Origin of the sequence: Flavobacterium ranwuense, assembly GCF_004349315.1 — a bacterium.
GTDB classification, from domain to species: Bacteria; Bacteroidota; Bacteroidia; order Flavobacteriales; family Flavobacteriaceae; genus Flavobacterium; species Flavobacterium ranwuense.
Genome location: NZ_SMLH01000005.1, coordinates 126,486 through 142,504 on the forward strand (window position 1 = coordinate 126,486; position 16,019 = coordinate 142,504).

Annotated in this window: 18 protein-coding genes; 8 read left to right on the top strand and 10 right to left on the bottom strand. The window is 33.5% G+C overall.

The window, feature by feature from the left end:
- Positions 1 to 27: 27 nt before the first annotated feature.
- Genes E0I61_RS10465 through E0I61_RS10475 form a run of 3 tightly spaced genes read right to left on the bottom strand, consistent with a single transcriptional unit; the run spans position 28 to position 3,187 of the window.
- Positions 28 to 1,107: an FUSC family protein gene (locus tag E0I61_RS10465; RefSeq protein WP_132071274.1), complete on the bottom strand. Its 1,080-nt coding sequence runs from the start codon at positions 1,105 to 1,107 to the stop codon at positions 28 to 30.
- 16 nt (positions 1,108 to 1,123) lie between these two features.
- Entirely contained in the window at positions 1,124 to 2,248 is a 1,125-nt protein-coding gene (locus tag E0I61_RS10470) for a cysteine desulfurase family protein (protein ID WP_132071276.1), read from the bottom strand.
- A gap of 18 nt (positions 2,249 to 2,266) precedes the next feature.
- The gene (locus E0I61_RS10475) at positions 2,267 to 3,187 is read right to left on the bottom strand and encodes an EamA family transporter (protein WP_132071278.1); all 921 of its coding nucleotides are present in this window, start codon (positions 3,185 to 3,187) and stop codon (positions 2,267 to 2,269) included.
- 204 nt (positions 3,188 to 3,391) lie between these two features.
- On the opposite strand from E0I61_RS10475, the gene E0I61_RS10480 reads away from it, so the two are divergent.
- The gene (locus E0I61_RS10480) at positions 3,392 to 4,336 is read left to right on the top strand and encodes a hypothetical protein (protein WP_132071280.1); all 945 of its coding nucleotides are present in this window, start codon (positions 3,392 to 3,394) and stop codon (positions 4,334 to 4,336) included.
- Positions 4,337 to 4,477: 141 nt separating this feature from the next.
- Here E0I61_RS10480 and E0I61_RS10485 read toward each other — a convergent pair whose 3' ends face one another.
- Both E0I61_RS10485 and E0I61_RS10490 read right to left on the bottom strand, forming a co-directional pair.
- A complete protein-coding gene (locus tag E0I61_RS10485) occupies positions 4,478 to 5,029 on the bottom strand; it encodes a Smr/MutS family protein (RefSeq protein ID WP_132071282.1) in 552 nt (183 codons plus the stop codon).
- Entirely contained in the window at positions 5,022 to 5,204 is a 183-nt protein-coding gene (locus E0I61_RS10490) for a hypothetical protein (protein ID WP_099714810.1), read from the bottom strand. The genes E0I61_RS10485 and E0I61_RS10490 overlap by 8 nt, the downstream gene beginning before the upstream one ends.
- A gap of 101 nt (positions 5,205 to 5,305) precedes the next feature.
- On the opposite strand from E0I61_RS10490, the gene E0I61_RS10495 reads away from it, so the two are divergent.
- A complete protein-coding gene (locus tag E0I61_RS10495; protein ID WP_132071284.1) occupies positions 5,306 to 5,584 on the top strand; it encodes a DUF2752 domain-containing protein in 279 nt (92 codons plus the stop codon).
- A 34-nt stretch (positions 5,585 to 5,618) separates the two neighbouring features.
- Here the strand turns inward: E0I61_RS10495 and E0I61_RS10500 are convergent, their stop codons facing one another.
- Positions 5,619 to 6,317, bottom strand: a complete 699-nt coding sequence (locus tag E0I61_RS10500; RefSeq protein WP_132071286.1) for a DUF1003 domain-containing protein — start codon at positions 6,315 to 6,317, stop codon at positions 5,619 to 5,621.
- A 390-nt stretch (positions 6,318 to 6,707) separates the two neighbouring features.
- Here E0I61_RS10500 and cysM point away from each other — a divergent pair, with 390 nt between their 5' ends.
- Both cysM and E0I61_RS10510 read left to right on the top strand, forming a co-directional pair.
- Entirely contained in the window at positions 6,708 to 7,595 is an 888-nt protein-coding gene (cysM, locus tag E0I61_RS10505; RefSeq protein ID WP_132071288.1) for a cysteine synthase CysM, read from the top strand.
- A gap of 298 nt (positions 7,596 to 7,893) precedes the next feature.
- Positions 7,894 to 8,586 carry an SGNH/GDSL hydrolase family protein gene (locus E0I61_RS10510; RefSeq protein ID WP_235832108.1) on the top strand — a complete coding sequence of 231 codons (693 nt, stop codon included), beginning with the start codon at positions 7,894 to 7,896 and terminating at the stop codon, positions 8,584 to 8,586.
- A gap of 96 nt (positions 8,587 to 8,682) precedes the next feature.
- Here the strand turns inward: E0I61_RS10510 and E0I61_RS10515 are convergent, their stop codons facing one another.
- Complete coding sequence (locus tag E0I61_RS10515; protein WP_131994631.1) at positions 8,683 to 9,093, bottom strand: OsmC family protein; 411 nt, start codon at positions 9,091 to 9,093, stop codon at positions 8,683 to 8,685.
- Between the two features lie 360 nt (positions 9,094 to 9,453).
- Here E0I61_RS10515 and E0I61_RS10520 point away from each other — a divergent pair, with 360 nt between their 5' ends.
- Complete coding sequence (locus E0I61_RS10520; protein WP_132071290.1) at positions 9,454 to 10,746, top strand: CPBP family intramembrane glutamic endopeptidase; 1,293 nt, start codon at positions 9,454 to 9,456, stop codon at positions 10,744 to 10,746.
- A 104-nt stretch (positions 10,747 to 10,850) separates the two neighbouring features.
- Here E0I61_RS10520 and E0I61_RS10525 read toward each other — a convergent pair whose 3' ends face one another.
- On the bottom strand, positions 10,851 to 11,903 hold the full coding sequence (locus E0I61_RS10525; RefSeq protein WP_132071292.1) for a sensor histidine kinase: 1,053 nt from the start codon (positions 11,901 to 11,903) through the stop codon (positions 10,851 to 10,853).
- Between the two features lie 474 nt (positions 11,904 to 12,377).
- On the opposite strand from E0I61_RS10525, the gene rlmD reads away from it, so the two are divergent.
- The 3 genes from rlmD (at position 12,378) to E0I61_RS10540 (ending at position 15,254) form a co-directional block, all read left to right on the top strand.
- Positions 12,378 to 13,790 (top strand): 23S rRNA (uracil(1939)-C(5))-methyltransferase RlmD, encoded by a 1,413-nt coding sequence (gene rlmD / locus E0I61_RS10530; protein WP_132071294.1) that lies wholly within the window; start codon positions 12,378 to 12,380, stop codon positions 13,788 to 13,790.
- Between the two features lie 119 nt (positions 13,791 to 13,909).
- Positions 13,910 to 14,446 carry a DUF6452 family protein gene (locus E0I61_RS10535; RefSeq protein ID WP_131994616.1) on the top strand — a complete coding sequence of 179 codons (537 nt, stop codon included), beginning with the start codon at positions 13,910 to 13,912 and terminating at the stop codon, positions 14,444 to 14,446.
- On the top strand, positions 14,418 to 15,254 hold the full coding sequence (locus E0I61_RS10540) for a DUF6048 family protein (protein ID WP_132071296.1): 837 nt from the start codon (positions 14,418 to 14,420) through the stop codon (positions 15,252 to 15,254). Before E0I61_RS10535 ends, E0I61_RS10540 begins: the two co-directional genes overlap by 29 nt.
- Before the next feature lie 50 nt (positions 15,255 to 15,304).
- Here E0I61_RS10540 and E0I61_RS10545 read toward each other — a convergent pair whose 3' ends face one another.
- Both E0I61_RS10545 and E0I61_RS10550 read right to left on the bottom strand, forming a co-directional pair.
- Positions 15,305 to 15,661, bottom strand: a complete 357-nt coding sequence (locus E0I61_RS10545) for a four helix bundle protein (protein WP_132071298.1) — start codon at positions 15,659 to 15,661, stop codon at positions 15,305 to 15,307.
- A gap of 63 nt (positions 15,662 to 15,724) precedes the next feature.
- Complete coding sequence (locus E0I61_RS10550; protein ID WP_131994607.1) at positions 15,725 to 15,961, bottom strand: hypothetical protein; 237 nt, start codon at positions 15,959 to 15,961, stop codon at positions 15,725 to 15,727.
- Positions 15,962 to 16,019 lie beyond the last annotated feature (58 nt).

The following is a 16,019-nucleotide window of genomic DNA, read 5'->3' on the forward strand; positions in this document are numbered from 1 at the left end:
TTTAATCATCAAAAAAAATCCATTATTTTACTTTCGTGAAATACGAGTTTTTGATTTTCGAATTTGATTTTCGGCTTTATGACGCAATTCTTCGTCATGCAAAAACCATCCTGCAATAGCGCCAATACAACTTCCCAGAAAAATATCCATAAAGCGGACAGAAATTAAAGTAGTAGCATCAACGACCATCGCGCTGCCAGCTTCAGCCAAAAACAAAGTCAATGGCGTAATAAAAACAACTGCCAAGCCATAATGTCTCACTATCAACATTTCAATTATAAATTGCAGTACTATTATACAAATACAAATAGTCAAAGGTGTCATTTTGAACAATAACAACAACCACGCAAGTCCCAGACCAACAAAAGTTCCCAAAACACGTTGAAAACTCCGTTGCCATACATGTTTAAAACTGGCGCCCTGCATTACAGCTGCACACGATATAGGGAGCCAATACGGGTTTTCTAATTCAAGTAAATGACCTGTGATCAGTGATGAAAATATAAAAAATCCCACAATAACGGATTCAAAAAGAGTCGTATCATTATTTTTTTTAATAACAATTAACTCCTTTTTTGGCGGATATTTTTTAGTGCTATATAAACTATAAAATAAGGCAAGTGTACAAGCTAGCATAGCTCCCATTCCAATTAATCCAACACGAATGGGAATAGTCGCCAAATTAAATGGCATACAACTGGCTAGGGAAGCAATCATGATAAAAAAGAAACTTCCAGGAGGTTTCATTCTAAAGTAATTAACGACCCAATGCACACTGATGGCAAAGAAACCCAAAACCACAGAGGAGACTATGGGGTTAAAACTAAAACAAACCCCTATAAAGAAGGAAATCATAAAACCAAACGAACAAGCCAATAGTGTAATCATTCGGCGAGCTACAGTAGTTAAAGGCATATACAAAATAACAAGTCCTGCAATACAAGATAATATTCCATAATCAAGCCGGTCAAAATAATAACCAATGAGCAACGGTATTCCAACGCATAATGATGCTAAAACAGGAATATGCCAAAGTCGCTCTGTTTTTTTTAATTCAAACAGTGCCTTAATTTCACTAATAAACAGTATTTTTAAATTATCATTCACCTGTTTAAGTTCTTTTTTAAATACTTTTCAAAGCTTCAATGAGTACATCAATATCCTCTTTTGTATTGTAATGGCTAAACGATATCCGCAAACTTGGTTTCTTCAAATCTTCTATAGAAAGCATTTCGGCTAAAACATGTGAAGGTTTTATACTTCCGGATTGGCAGGCGCTTCCGCGAGAAACCGCAATTCCTTTCATGTCTAAATGAAATAATATCATCGCCGTTTTTGCTTCTGCAAAAGGCAATAGAACATTCAAAACAGTATAAAAGCCATCAGGATTTCCGTTAATTTTAAATTCCGGAAATTCAATTTTGAGTTGGGCAATCAAATAGTTTTTCAGCTCAGCAATATGATTCTGCTCTGTTTCTAAATTGGTATAGGAAACTTCCAATGCTTTTGCCATACCGGCGATTTGGTGCAATGCTTCGGTTCCGGCACGCAATCCTTTTTCTTGTTCTCCTCCAAAAAATAATGGTTGCAACCCAGAATTTTTTCGAATAAAAGCAAAACCAACACCTTTAGGTCCATGAAATTTATGCGCACTTGCCACAATAAAATCAACAGGAATAGTTTGCAAATCGATTGTAGTTTTTCCAATGGATTGTACCGTATCAGAATGAAACAAGGTATTGTGTTCTTGACAAATGCGGCCTATTCGTTCCAAATCTAAAACGGTTCCGGTTTCATTATTCACGTGCATCAGGCTCACCAATGTTTTCTTTTCCTGAGAAAGTAACTCTACAAGATGTGTAATATCAACTTCTCCGTTTGGTTTAACATCCACATAATCAATTTGAATATCGTATTCTTTTTCTAATACTAAAGCCGTGTATAAAACCGCATGATGCTCTATTTTACTGGTAATAATTCGTTTTACATGTAAATCTTTAACCGCAGAACGAAGAATCCAATTGTTGGCTTCGGTACCACAGGATGTGAAAATAATTTCCTGCGCAGTCGCATTTAGATTCTTAGCTATAGATTTTCTGGAAAGTTCCAATATACTTTTGGCGGCACGACCCAAACTATGCGTTGAAGATGGATTCCCATAATCTTCCGTCATTACTTTGGTCATTTCTTGGATCACTTCGGCACGAATAGCAGTTGTAGAAGCATTATCGAGATATACTTTTTTCATTTTTTGAAAATTATAAAATTATTTTAAACCTTCTATTTCTGTTGAAATGCTCTTCGATTTTCTAGAAAAAATAAGCTTCTCATTAAAAACAATTATCGAAATCATAATCAGGAAATAGGAAAATAACTGGAGTGTGCTCACGTGTTCATGATAATAAAATATTGCCAATAGAAACCCTAAAATTGGATTAATATATATCATAATCCCAACCGCAGATGAATTAATTCCTTTTAATGCATACAAGTTTAAAAACAACGGAATAATCGTAAAAAAGACTACGATTACTAGCAAACAGCTATAGAATAAGGATTCTGTGGGTAAATCTCCACTATAATTAGGATAAAAAGGAAGAAGAATTATTGCCGTAAAAACTAATTGAATAGTCAAAACAAGGAATTTATCCAATTCACTATTTTTTCGTTGACTCACTAAATACATCGCATAAGTAGCTGCCGTAATAAGGCTGTAAAAGATATCTTCAAAATGATTTAATGATAATAAAACACAGCTAAAGGTGCTTATCATTACTGCAAACCACTGCCATTTACTCAGTTTCTCTTTTAATATAAAAAAAGCTAATATGGTGGTTAAAATTGGGCAGATCATATAAGCTAATGAAGCTGCTTTTACACTAACATGATTCATCACATAAATAAAGACAAACCAGTTTGAGGATAGAAATACGCCACCGCCAAGTGTCAACATAATAACACTTTGCTTTTGTTTTGCAGTCATCGTTTTGAAATGATCCCAATTTTGCAGCATTATATTGCGTCGAAAAACAACATTAATAAGTACCATCAGCGCTACACTAAAAAACACACGGTAAAATAAAATATCTAACGAAGGATAATTGTGTAATGGTTTTAATGCTAAACTAAAAAAACCCCAGATAAAAAAGGCAGAAAAAGCAGCTAAATAATAGTTATTCGGTCTCATTATAATGTAAAATTTGCGCAAAGATAATGATTTCTATCCGCTTTGAATTCATGTAATAGCAGCAAAACAATAAAGCACACGCTATTATATTCACCTCACTATTTAAAATTTAAAAACCCAATATCCTGTTAAATAATCTATTTTTAAAGGGGAATGCAATTGGAACAAATTAAAAATTCTATTTTTGTTACAAATACTATAAAAATGAAAAGAGTTGTAAGCCTACTGGTTTTTGCGTTACTATTAAACGGTTGTGATGATGGTGATTTAATTCAAGAAGACATTAGTTTTGAAGATGTTGCCGCACAAAATTGCACGACAAATAACATCATCTACAAACTGAAAGATAGTGAAGCCCTTATTCTTGAAGTTGCCGGATTTACTTTTCCAACCGAAACTAAATCCCAAGAATTAGACATTAACGCCTCAAATCGTGTACTGTATCGCTTTTACAACGGAGCAGTAACTTCTTCTACCATTTGTGAAACCATTCCGCCGGCTACGCCAATTGTTGTGGATCAATGGACCACTTCCGGTGGAAAAATAGTTATTAACACTACTGCCATTAAAACCGCAAATACAACGGATAACAGCACTAAAATCACAGGTTACAATCATAATATCACCTTCAAAAATATCACATTTGTAAAAAGTAACGGGACACAAGTTTACGAAACATTCCCTTTTGGCGACTATATAATTAGCGCTTCTCCTTTGCCTTTTGCATTCAATAAGACTCTTGAACAATGCCCGACTACTAAACAATTATATGATTATAACAGTAATGAAGCACTTATTCTAGACATTGATGCAGCTTTAATTGTTAATCAAGCGACACCGCTAAATACCCCAAGAACTGGATTGATAAGCGACACAAAAAACAAACTTACGTATCGATTATTCTCCGGTTTACTAACTGGCGCATATTTTTGCAACACTACTTTTCCGGCAACTCCTGAAGTTAGCGAAGAATGGATTGCAGTGGCTGGAGTGGCAAACGAAAGCGGAATTGTGGAAGTAACAACTACCACTTTGGGAGCTGGTTTTAAACACACCGTTGTTCTTAAAAAAGCAAAAATGAAGAAAGGAAGCAGTGATTTTATTTTGGGTGATAATTACATTTATGGTGAATTATTGACCACTAATTAATCTCAAATAAGACATAAAATTAGAGGCGAAAAACAATTGTTTTTCAGTCCAAAAAAAGGTCCAGTTTTTAAGCAGTTTTCATTAGAAAATTAACTTAAAAATCGGACCTTTTTTTTGAGCTTTAAAAAATCAAAATAAAGCTTACATGGCACTTTGCTTGATAAAAACTTCTGTTGCTCCTTGACCATATTTTTGATAATTCCCTTCTTGAAAAGCAATGTTATCATAACGCCCTAATAAAAAATCCAGCTCTGCTTTTAGGATTCCTTCACCCACGCCGTGAATAAAAACAATCTTTGGAATGCGATTGCGAATAGCAAATTCTATGTGACGTTTTGCCGTTTCGGTCTGCAAAGTCAGAATGTCATAATTCGACATTCCGCGTTTGTTTGGCACCAGCTTTTCGATGTGTAAATCAAACTCCGGAGCCGGAATTTCGTGCTTTGATTTCTTTTCTTTAACAAAACTTCGAGGTTTTGGAATCTCTTTTTCTTTCGAAACTTCACTTACATTAATTCTTCTGATAGAATCTAGTAAGTTACTGGAATCGTTTATTTTAATCAATTCGTTGACAAAAAATGTCATCGTAAATCCATCCTCTGTTTCTATCGTAACCTGCTTCTCTTTGACTGATAACACTACTCCATTCATCGCTTCGTCAAGCACTGAAACCTTATCTCCTTTGTTAAACATTTTCGTCTTCTTTATCTTGATTTTTACTTGGCGTTTTAGCACTCAATTGCATCATTCCCATCATAAAAACTACAATTGCAATTACCATTATATATACATTTTTTTCGGCACTCACCTGCTCGTATAAAGCAACAGTTATTGCTACAACCATTATTGGAATTATAAACTTTCTCATCTTTTTTAATATCAGTTTTCAAAAGTAATGAATTTAAAATTGCATCAATTATTATCGCAACCGTTTCTTATTTTTTCGTAAAATTGTAAAAAGAAAAACCATTGGATTTAGAAAAATACATGCTCCCCTGTTTAAGCAAAACACTCTTTGGAATGGAGTGTTTGGGTTGTGGTTTTCAGAGAGGATTTTTACTGTTTTTACGGGGTGATTTTGGAGGTGCTTTTAAGATGTATCCAGCCATTTTTACCACGCTGTTATTTCTGGGAATTCTGGGTTTTAATTTTATCGATAAAAACAGAAACTACAAAAAACTCATCATTGGTTCCGCAATTTTAAATGGTGTTTTTATGATTGTGGGTTATTATTTTAAGCACTACTAATGAGTTGTTTTTTTGACTTTTTGAAACATAAATATTATTTGATTCGAGTCAAAATATCATTCATCATTTCGATTTGTACTTTTTGAATTTCTATTAATTCTTCTTGTTGATGCATAATCAAATGATCCAGTTTTTCATGAAGCATTCTGATTTCAAGTTCTGATTTCAGATTAATCATATAATCTTTTTTGGCTCTATCCCTGTCCTTTTCTTCCTGACGATTTTGACTCATCATAATCACCGGAGCTTGAAGTGCGGCAAGACAAGACAAAATTAGATTCAGCAAAATAAATGGATACGGATCAAATCCTTTATTCATCAGAATATAAATATTGGCCAAAATCCACAACAAAATAAATACACCGAAGAGAATGATAAATTTCCAGCTTCCGCCAAAAGCAGCAACTTTATCCGCAACTTTTTGACCCACTGTACGAACTCCAATTTCATCTTCAACAACACTCACTAAAGACTTATCTTGGTTTAAAGATCCAATTACCTTTGTTTCCAGATTCGACAACTCCCCTATTTCGACTACTAAATAATTAGATATGTATTTCTCCCGATACATATTCAACTCCCCAATTGCTAAGCACTTACCCCCATCAAAATCAGGATAATCCTTTTGTATTAGTGCCAGAATTGGGTTTCTGATTGATTTAGCAATAATTTTATCCGCTATTGAAAATTCTTTTTGGGAAATATCACTTATAAAAGTAGTCTTGGATTTCATAGTTAATTATTTATTGGCTAATTTAAAAAAACACTTTCACCAAAACTAATAATTGGTTCCTATACATTGAAAATAAAATAGATACACAACAGCTTTTTCATCTTAAAAAATTTAAAACAGCAATAATCATTGCTTTTAATATCAATTTATTTAACAAAAGTGTCTAAATAAACACCATAGCTTTATGTTTAAGAAATAAATAATTCAAAATAGTTCAATATCTTTGCAGTTCTTTTTAAAACCTATGAAAATGTTACTGAACTACAAAAATATTCCTATCTGCTATTGTTGTTGCTGTTTTTAAAATACTCTCTTTAAAAAAATTGTTCAAAAACGAATACCCTTTGTAATCAATTAGAATCTGATTATTACAATTTAAGACAAAACAGCATGAAATCACAAAAAATATTAGACCTTATTGGAAACACGCCTTTAGTAGAAACTACTAATTTGATAAAAAATAAAAACGTAAAACTTTTACTGAAACTCGAAGGAAACAACCCTGGAGGCAGTGTAAAAGATCGGGCAGCCTACAACATGATTGCTTCCGCATTAGAAAGAGGAGAAATTAAAAAAGGAGATAAACTCATTGAGGCAACGAGTGGCAACACCGGAATTGCTCTGGCAATGATTGCCCAATTATTCAATATAGAAATCGAACTGGTTCTTCCAGAAGATTCTACCAAAGAACGCACCCAAACCATGCTTGCTTATGGCGCCACCGTTATCTTGACTCCCGCAGATACCGGAATAATCGGTTCCAGAGATTATGCTGATAAAAAAGTAGCCGAAGGCGGCTATATTATGCTAAATCAGTTTGCAAACGATGATAACTGGAAAGCGCATTACAAAACTACTGGCCCGGAAATATGGAATGACACCGAAGGAACCGTAACTCATTTTGTTTCTGCTATGGGAACTACGGGAACAATTATAGGCACTTCCACGTATTTGAAAGAGAAAAACCCAGCGATTCAAATTGTAGGCGCACAACCCAGCGATGGGTCTCAAATTCCAGGAATCAGAAAATGGCCCCAAGAATATTTACCTAAAATTTTTGACGCCAAAAAAGTAGATACAATCATTGAAGTATCAGAAGAAGAAGCACGAGCCATGACGAAACGTTTGGCGCTGGAAGAAGGCGTTTTTGCAGGAATGAGCAGCGGCGGCTCAGTAGCAGTCGCTATAAAAGTGGCGAATCAATTAGAATCAGGAGTGATTGTTGCTATCATCTGTGACCGCGGCGATCGCTATTTGTCTTCGGATTTGTTTGATTAAAAAATTACAAATCAACCTTCCTTTGTATATCTTTTTGATATAAAAAGTAATGCCGATTCTTTTTTTTGTTCTACTGGATTTTGTGTAAAAATCATAAACAGAGTCCTTTTAAAAAAGTAGTTTTCTTCTTTTAACCATATAAGAAATATAAGGTCATTTAAGTTTTAGTTTATATTATTAGGCTTATGTGTACTTATATTTCTTATGTGGTTTAAATTTATCTTACTGTTTCACAACATTTCCAGTAGCACTTTTTTTTATATTTTTATGAGCTAATGAATTTCAAATCTGGTTACAAATGAAAAATACAATATTAATTTACAGCATTCTATTTTTATCAATCGTTATGGGAGGAAAAGCACAAGCTCAGGACTGGCCAAATTTAAATAAATACCAAAGTGAAAATGCAAATCTCAAACCGGTAATTCCCGGGCAAAAAAGGATTGTATTTATGGGAGATTCCATAACCGAATTTTGGAGTATAACAGATTCTCAGTATTTTACCGGAAAACCCTACGTTAATCGCGGTATTAGCGGTCAAACCACACCTCAGATGCTAATCCGCTTTAGAGCCGATGTTATTGCTTTAAAACCCGTCGTTGTGATTATTTTGGCCGGAATAAACGACATTGCCGGCAATACTGGTCCTTCAACATTGGAGATGATAGCAAATAATATTTTCTCGATGGCCGAATTGGCAAAAGCAAACCAGATTAAAGTGATTCTTTGTTCTGTATTGCCAGCTTTTGATTTCTCTTGGAAACCCAATCAAAATCCCGCAGAAAAAGTGGTGGCTCTAAATGAAATGATAAAAAATTACGCTGACACCAATGGCATTTTATATCTTGATTACTTTTCGGCTATGACAGATGAACGAAAAGGTTTGCCTGCTTTGTATTCTAATGATGAAGTACATCCCAATAAAACAGGGTATCAAGTAATGGCGCCACTTGCCGAAAAAGCAATAACTAAAGTCTTGTTGCAAAAATAAACCAATACAAAGAAGGAACTTGGATTATACCTTTTACAAAGTAAAAAGGCTCGATTTAACTTTAAATCGAGCCTTTTTTTTATAAATTCTTAATTTTTAAGCCAAAGTAGCCGTTGAAGAAATTGCTGCATTCAACACTTTAGAGATAGGACAGTTTTTCTCCGCTTTTGTAACTAATTGTTGAAAAGCATCTTCTGTTATCCCACTGATTTTTGCTTGAAGTGTTAGATGTGATGTTACAATTGTCCCTTCAACCAAATCAATGTCGCATTTGGTTTCGATACTTTCGATTTCAAAACCAGCTTCGGTGATATAAGCCGAAAGTTGCATCGTAAAACAGCCTGCGTGCGCCGCTGCAATAAGTTCTTCTGGATTGGTCCCTACTCCTTCCTCGAAACGAGATTTGAACGAATATTGCGTGTCTTTTAATGTTGTGCTTTGTGTGGTTAGTTTTCCGGTTCCTTCTTTCAGTGAACCATTCCAGACTGCGGTTGCATTTCTTTTCATAATTATACAATTTATGTTTTCTCAAATTTAGTTCATTTGTGAAAAACCACTTTCAGAAATGGGATTTTTTAACTAAAATTTAAAGTTACTTATCCTCTTAAAATTGTAATTCCCCATTTCACATTATATTTTGATACTATTTTAAAGGAAATGTTATAACAAGAAATACAACCTTAGTTTTAAATCAAATCCATATGTGCTATTTTTCGTATTTATTTAATTATGTTTGTTGCAAAAGAAAAAATTTCTGCATAGATAAAGCAAAACCAATTTTAAATAATACAAACAAATTGTGTCATTATTAAAATAGATTTTTTTTACAAAAACTTAAAAAATAAAAATTAAATAATAGCAACAATAATGCAGGACACCATAAAAGAAACCTATACTGATTTAATGGCTTTTTTAAGAAACCCAAAAGACGAATCGGGTCCAAAACTTACAGTAGCTGAGAAATTTAAAAAACTAATTTCTTTATTGATAATTGAGATTCCAATCATGGTCATTTTGATTCTTCTGATAAGTGGTTTGGAAACATTGGGACTTGTGGATTCAGATAACCACAAAATTCTGGATTTGATCAAGTCGGTTCCGGTTGCATTACTCCTAATCTTAACGGTTGTAATTATTCCTTTTTTCGAAGAATTAATATTTAGGCTGTATCTGCGTTATAAAAATAACTATGCACTGCATTTTGCAATTTCATTAGTTTCGTTTACAGGCGTTCGTAATGAACAAAAAGCGGAAACTTTCCTGATTTCTCTTTGGAAAAAAAGATACAAGTTCATCTTTTATTTTTCTGGTGTGCTTTTCGGGTTGATTCACATCACTAATTTTGAGTTCTCTTATACTATTTTACTTTTATCTCCAATATTAGTGGCACCGCAAATAATATTAGGTTTTTTTATTGGTTTTCTTAGAGTTCGTTATGGATTTGTTTTAGGGTTTCTAATGCACGCGCTTCACAATGCCGTTTTTATAGGATTCGGATTATTGTCCATGTTAAACCATTCCGAAAAATTAAACGTTGAAACCAGTTTATATTCCATCAAGATAGAGGAAACTAACGATATATACAGCCCAAGTACGCAACAAAATTATCCTGATAGCATTGCCTATAAAAACGTGAGCCTGAAAACAACCCTATCTTATTTACTGAATACAAATGAAATATTAGTACAAACGAATGATGAAAAAATGTTTGACAAAACGTTAAATTTAAACTTTAAAAACAAATCGAAAGACAGTTCCCAAACAAAAAGCATTGCCTTGAATCAATTAGCAAAAAGCTATGATTTTACAATTAAAAAAAACACAATACAAACTGAGGTCTGGCATTTAAAAATTATGAATCCGGAAATTTTGGGGAAATACAAAACGGAGAATAACTCTTATGGAAACATGGTTACTGTAAACCCAGAAGAAATTATTATAAAAAAATCTAAGATTAAAACGCTTGTTGATGCTTTGACTAAAGAAAGTAACACAATAATTTTTGATAAAACGGATATCAAAAACAATTACAATTTCACGCTTAAAACCAAGGATTTTGAAAGCTTAAATAGTCAATTAAAATACAAATACGGACTTTCCTTAGTCAAACAAAAAATGAATATGAAACATATAACGATAGTGTTTCCAAAGCAAAAATAAATCAAAGTAACGTTTATTCATTTTCTAATAAAACATAAAAGCATGATACTGAAATTCAGCATCATGCTTTTTATTTTATACTTATTTTATTGGATTTCAGTTTCTTATTTTTGGATAAAAACAACAGAAAAAGTAGCTCCTTTATTAATTCCATCACTTTCTGCTAAAATTTGTCCTTCGTGTCTTTCTATTATTTTTTTACATAAATACAACCCAATTCCTGTTGAAGGCTCATTTGACGTTCCTAATTTACTCATTTTAGTGAATTTTCTAAACAATTCATGGCTTTGTTTTTGATCAAAACCTAAACCGTTATCCGTTATTTTAAAAAACAGTTTACCGCCTTGAACATAAACACGAACTTTGATTTCACTATTCTGAAACGAAAATTTTATAGCATTATCAATCAAGTTCACTAAAACTCGAATCAACAAAATTTTGTCAATTTTTAAGAGTGCTTCTTCAACTTCAATTGACAAATTTAATTTAATGTTTTTATGACTTAACAACTGATTCAGTTGCTTTGATACAACAGAAAAAACAGAAGAAAATTGAACAATATCATTTTCGGATTTTTTTTCTATAATTTGATCTTGCTCTTTTAGTAATTTGATGAAATTTTCAATATAATTGTATTGTTGCTCCGCTGATTGAAGTATTAATTCCGCTAATTCCGTTATGGTTTCTGAAGGTTCCTCCTCTAGGATAAGCAATGCCACCGATTTAGAATTCCCGACAAAGTTTCTTAAATCATGGGAAAGCAAATAGACTAAATCTTGTTTTTCAGTAATGAATTTTTCATTTTCTGCGATGGAATCCTGAATATTGCTCATTAACAAACCTGCTTCGTCAGAGAAATTAGTTGGCAATGAAGGAATAGTTCTTTTGTTTCTATATTCATTCAAGGCTTTAGATGCCACTTCAATGGGCTTAATCAGTAGCTTTAAAAACAGTAACGTAGTACCTGTAGCGGCTAAGGTCATTATAAGTGCAAAAATCAAAATAGTGTCTGCAGAAATGGTTTTACTGCCATAGAGCACAAAAAACAACAACCCAATCAGCGGGATATGAATTCCTATAAATGCGACAAACAAAAATTTGAACGCATAACTATTTTTAAGAAAACCTATATGTGACAATTTTTTATATAACTGCATAGACTATTTTATTTTCATTTTTTTAACAACCGAAAACTATAAACAACAAAATAAGTGATTAATTTCTTACTAATGCTTATTCCTTTCTAAATTAAGTGTTTTTATTTCAAACTATTTACGTGTGAAAAGGGTATTTAGTTCTTAAAAGTCACCACTATTATTCTAACTTATAATTTTCTACAAAAATAAAACATAATTGTGCTTATCTGAAATCTTCATTGAACAACAAAACTCAATTCTCACCATCAACTCCGCTGCCCCCGATTGCAGCTACAACCCCGCAGTTGCGAAAGCTTTGGAACACTTGCCGGTAAAGAGCGACCTGCGGAAGCTCCTTTACGGGCCTAGTGTTGCTGCTTGTGTAATGAGGATTTATAGCGGAAAGCGGGATTAGGCTCAAATAAAAAACACTTGAAATTAAAAATATTTCCTAATTTGAATTTATAAAACCATTCAAACGCTTATTTTTGCGCTATGGCAAAGAAAAATACAGACAAAGTTGTCTTTCATCAAATAAAAGTCCTTGATGCTGGTGCAAAAGGCGTTTCGGTAGCAAAGGCTCCCGATGGAAAAGTAGTTTTTATCCCGAATGTGGTTCCCGGGGATGTGGTTGATGTGCAGACTTTCAAGAAGCGCAAGGCCTATTACGAAGGAAAAGCAGTTCATTTTCATGAATATTCAGAACATCGTGTAGAACCTATTTGCGAGCATTTTGGTGTTTGTGGCGGTTGTAAATGGCAGAATATGAAATACAGCCAACAGTTGTATTACAAGCAAAATGAGGTAAAAAATCATTTGCAACGCATTGGAAAAATAGAACTTCCGGAATTTGAAGCGATTCTAGGTTCAGAAAAACAGTTTTTTTACAGGAACAAAATGGAATTTTCATTTTCGAACAGTCGTTGGTTGACCGAAAAAGAAATTGACAGCACCGAAGATTTAGGAAACAGGAATGCACTTGGTTTCCACATTCCGAAAATGTGGGACAAAATCCTGGATATTAATAAATGTCATTTGCAGGAAGATCCATCGAATGCGATTCGTAACGAAGTGAGAGATTTTGCCAATGCACATGGTTTGACTTTCTTTAATCCAAGAGCGCACGAAGGTTTGCTTAGAACTTTGATGTTGCGTACGGCTTCGACAGGTGAAATTATGGTTTTGATTCAGTTTTTTGAGAATGACAAAGCCAATAGAGAATTGATTTTGGATCATCTCTACGAGAAATTTCCGCAAATTACTTCGCTGCAATACGTGATAAACAATAAAGCGAACGACACTTTATACGACACCGATATTAAATTACACAAAGGAAGAGATTACATTTTGGAAGAAATGGAAGGGTTGAAGTTTAGCATTAATGCCAAATCTTTCTACCAAACCAACTCCGACCAAGCGTACGAATTGTACAAAATTACTAGAGATTTCGCCAGTCTTACCGGAAATGAAATCGTTTATGATTTATACACTGGAACGGGAACAATTGCACAGTTTGTTTCGAAAAAAGCAAAAAAAGTAATTGGTGTGGAAAGTGTTCCTGAAGCAATTAAAGATGCCAAACTGAATGCTGAACGCAATGAAATTACCAATTGTGAGTTCTTTGTAGGAGACATGAAAGTCGTTTTTAACGATAGTTTCATCGCGCAACACGGGCATCCTGATGTAATTATCACTGATCCTCCAAGAGACGGAATGCACAAAGATGTAATTGAACAAATTATGAAAATTGCTCCTGAAAAAGTGGTTTATGTAAGTTGTAATTCGGCTACTCAGGCTCGTGACTTGGCTTTGATGGACGAGAAATACAAAGTGACTCGTGTACGTCCTGTGGATATGTTTCCGCAAACGCATCACGTGGAGAATGTTGTACTTTTGGAAAGAAGATAGCCATTTTAGATTGCAGATTCTTGAATGTTGATTGCAGATTTTAAAAATTGATATTGTCATTGAAATTTTTTAATTCAGCTATCCTATTGTACACCGAATTACATAAAAACAAATTGTAAATGAAAAAAATAATTTTATTGGTATTCGCATTAGCGCTATCCTTCTCCAGTTGTGAGAAAGATGACATTTGCGATGCAAATACACCCACCACTCCTCGTTTGGTGATTGGCTTTTATGATTTCTTGAATCCTTCGGTTTTAAAAAACGTGACAAATCTAAAAGTAGTTGGCGAAGGAATGACGGATGGAATTGTATTTAATACTGCTACTGGAGATGCTAAATACCTGACAAACGGAAGCACGATTTCGATTCCGTTAAGAACGATAGGAACTACAACCAGTTATAGTTTTACTTTAAATTCCGGTAATCCAAATCCAGCTTTGGTGAACCAAGACAATGTAAAATTTGATTATACGGCACAAGAGTTATTTGTCTCGAGAGCTTGTGGCTACAAAACCATTTTTACATTAGATCCAACAAATCCATACACACATACCGATGCTGCAGTTGCAGATACAAAATGGATAAAACACATCTCGGTTGAAAAAAGTAACATAGAAAACGAAAATGAAACACACATTAAGATCTTTTTTTAGTTTTTGTCTCCTATTATCGTTGACTTTGGCACAAGCACAAGAGACTACTCCTGTCAAAAGTGATCCAAAAAGCACCAAAACGGATCAAATAGTTCCTGAAGCGCCTTTACCACTGGTCGAAATTAGTCCTGAAATTATAAAGAGCGATTCGATTCCTGTAAAAACTGACCGATACGGGATTCGTGTGGGACTAGATTTATTCAAATTGACACGTGCTTTATATGACAAAGATTATAAAGGAATTGAGTTTGTGGGAGATTATAGATTGACAAAAAAATATTTTTTGGCTGCCGAAATTGGTAACGAAAATAAAACCACAGCTGATGACCGTGTGAATTTCACCACCAAAGGTTCGTACCTAAAAGCAGGTTTTGATTACAATGCCTATGAGAACTGGCTGGATATGGAGAATATCATTTCTATAGGAATGCGTTACGGCTTTAGTACTTTTAATCAGCAATTAAACAGTTATAGAATTTACAATGCCAATCCTTACTTTGGTGAAGTTCCTGTAATTCCTTCCGGTCAAAAATTTGATGGCTTAACTGCCAGTTGGATTGAAGTGGTTGCTGGGGTGAAAGCGAAAGTATTCAATAATATTTTTGTAGGTTTCAGCCTTCGATTGAATCGATTAGTAACCAACAAAGAACCGGAGAATTTCTCCAACTTGTACATTCCAGGATTCAACAGGACTTACGATGGCGATTTTGGAGTAGGATTCAACTATACCGTTACTTATTTTGTTCCTATTTATAAGAAAAAAGTAAAACCTGTAGCAGTTCCTAAGAAAACTGACAAGAAAAAATAATTACGAATTAGGAATTACGAGAATTACGAATGAAAATCAGTAATTAAATTTTATTGATTTTTAGAACGTAAAGTTTTTTGAATAGAGCCAATAATTTTCAATAACTCGTTTATATCAAATAGTAAACTTTCATTTTCTTTTTTAGAAATATAATCCGTATCGGTTAATAATCTAATCCAATAATGAGTTTCTCTGGCTTCTTTATAAGCAATGGTTAGTTTTGCAAAAAAGTCTTTATCGGTTTGTCCACCAATAGCTTCCTCAATATTTGCTGCTATAGATGTGCCCGAGCGAAGTAATTGTTTACTCAAAACATACTCTTTTTTCTCTTCGCACAAATAATTATAAACTTTCACAATCCGAACTGCAAAAGCATAGCTTTTAATCTGAATAATATTTTCTTTCATAAAAGCTATTAATTAGTTTTTTGCGATTATCGTAATTTTCAATTCGTAATTCGTAATTTCTAACTATCCTATTTCCTTAATTCCTTTCATGAAAATCCATTTCATGAATAATTTCTCTCCGTCTTTGGTTTTTACCGATTGAAATTTTGGTGCTAAAAGCGTTCCTATAACAAATGCGGTTAACGGAATCCAAAAACTAGTTAAATTAGTAAAACGTTCCACTACATATCGAGCGGAAATAAATAATATTGCAAAACATCCCAATTGGTATAGAAATGCTCGGATTTGTAATTTGGTCATTTTATTTTAAGTCTTAAAGTTTTAAAGTCAAAGGTCGAAAGTAAAAAAAATCAATACT

What these genes read in the sequence shown, in the direction of transcription:
- E0I61_RS10470 (WP_132071276.1), bottom strand. Translation starts at nt 2,248, where the DNA reads ATGAAAAAAGTATATCTCGATAATGCTTCTACAACTGCTATTCGTGCC.
- E0I61_RS10475 (WP_132071278.1), bottom strand. Translation starts at nt 3,187, where the DNA reads ATGAGACCGAATAACTATTATTTAGCTGCTTTTTCTGCCTTTTTTATC.
- E0I61_RS10480 (WP_132071280.1), top strand. Translation starts at nt 3,392, where the DNA reads ATGAAAAGAGTTGTAAGCCTACTGGTTTTTGCGTTACTATTAAACGGT.
- E0I61_RS10485 (WP_132071282.1), bottom strand. Translation starts at nt 5,029, where the DNA reads ATGTTTAACAAAGGAGATAAGGTTTCAGTGCTTGACGAAGCGATGAAT.
- E0I61_RS10490 (WP_099714810.1), bottom strand. Translation starts at nt 5,204, where the DNA reads ATGAGAAAGTTTATAATTCCAATAATGGTTGTAGCAATAACTGTTGCT.
- E0I61_RS10500 (WP_132071286.1), bottom strand. Translation starts at nt 6,317, where the DNA reads ATGAAATCCAAGACTACTTTTATAAGTGATATTTCCCAAAAAGAATTT.
- cysM (WP_132071288.1), top strand. Translation starts at nt 6,708, where the DNA reads ATGAAATCACAAAAAATATTAGACCTTATTGGAAACACGCCTTTAGTA.
- E0I61_RS10510 (WP_235832108.1), top strand. Translation starts at nt 7,894, where the DNA reads ATGAAAAATACAATATTAATTTACAGCATTCTATTTTTATCAATCGTT.
- E0I61_RS10515 (WP_131994631.1), bottom strand. Translation starts at nt 9,093, where the DNA reads ATGAAAAGAAATGCAACCGCAGTCTGGAATGGTTCACTGAAAGAAGGA.
- E0I61_RS10520 (WP_132071290.1), top strand. Translation starts at nt 9,454, where the DNA reads ATGCAGGACACCATAAAAGAAACCTATACTGATTTAATGGCTTTTTTA.
- E0I61_RS10525 (WP_132071292.1), bottom strand. Translation starts at nt 11,903, where the DNA reads ATGCAGTTATATAAAAAATTGTCACATATAGGTTTTCTTAAAAATAGT.
- rlmD (WP_132071294.1), top strand. Translation starts at nt 12,378, where the DNA reads ATGGCAAAGAAAAATACAGACAAAGTTGTCTTTCATCAAATAAAAGTC.
- E0I61_RS10535 (WP_131994616.1), top strand. Translation starts at nt 13,910, where the DNA reads ATGAAAAAAATAATTTTATTGGTATTCGCATTAGCGCTATCCTTCTCC.
- E0I61_RS10540 (WP_132071296.1), top strand. Translation starts at nt 14,418, where the DNA reads ATGAAACACACATTAAGATCTTTTTTTAGTTTTTGTCTCCTATTATCG.
- E0I61_RS10545 (WP_132071298.1), bottom strand. Translation starts at nt 15,661, where the DNA reads ATGAAAGAAAATATTATTCAGATTAAAAGCTATGCTTTTGCAGTTCGG.
- E0I61_RS10550 (WP_131994607.1), bottom strand. Translation starts at nt 15,961, where the DNA reads ATGACCAAATTACAAATCCGAGCATTTCTATACCAATTGGGATGTTTT.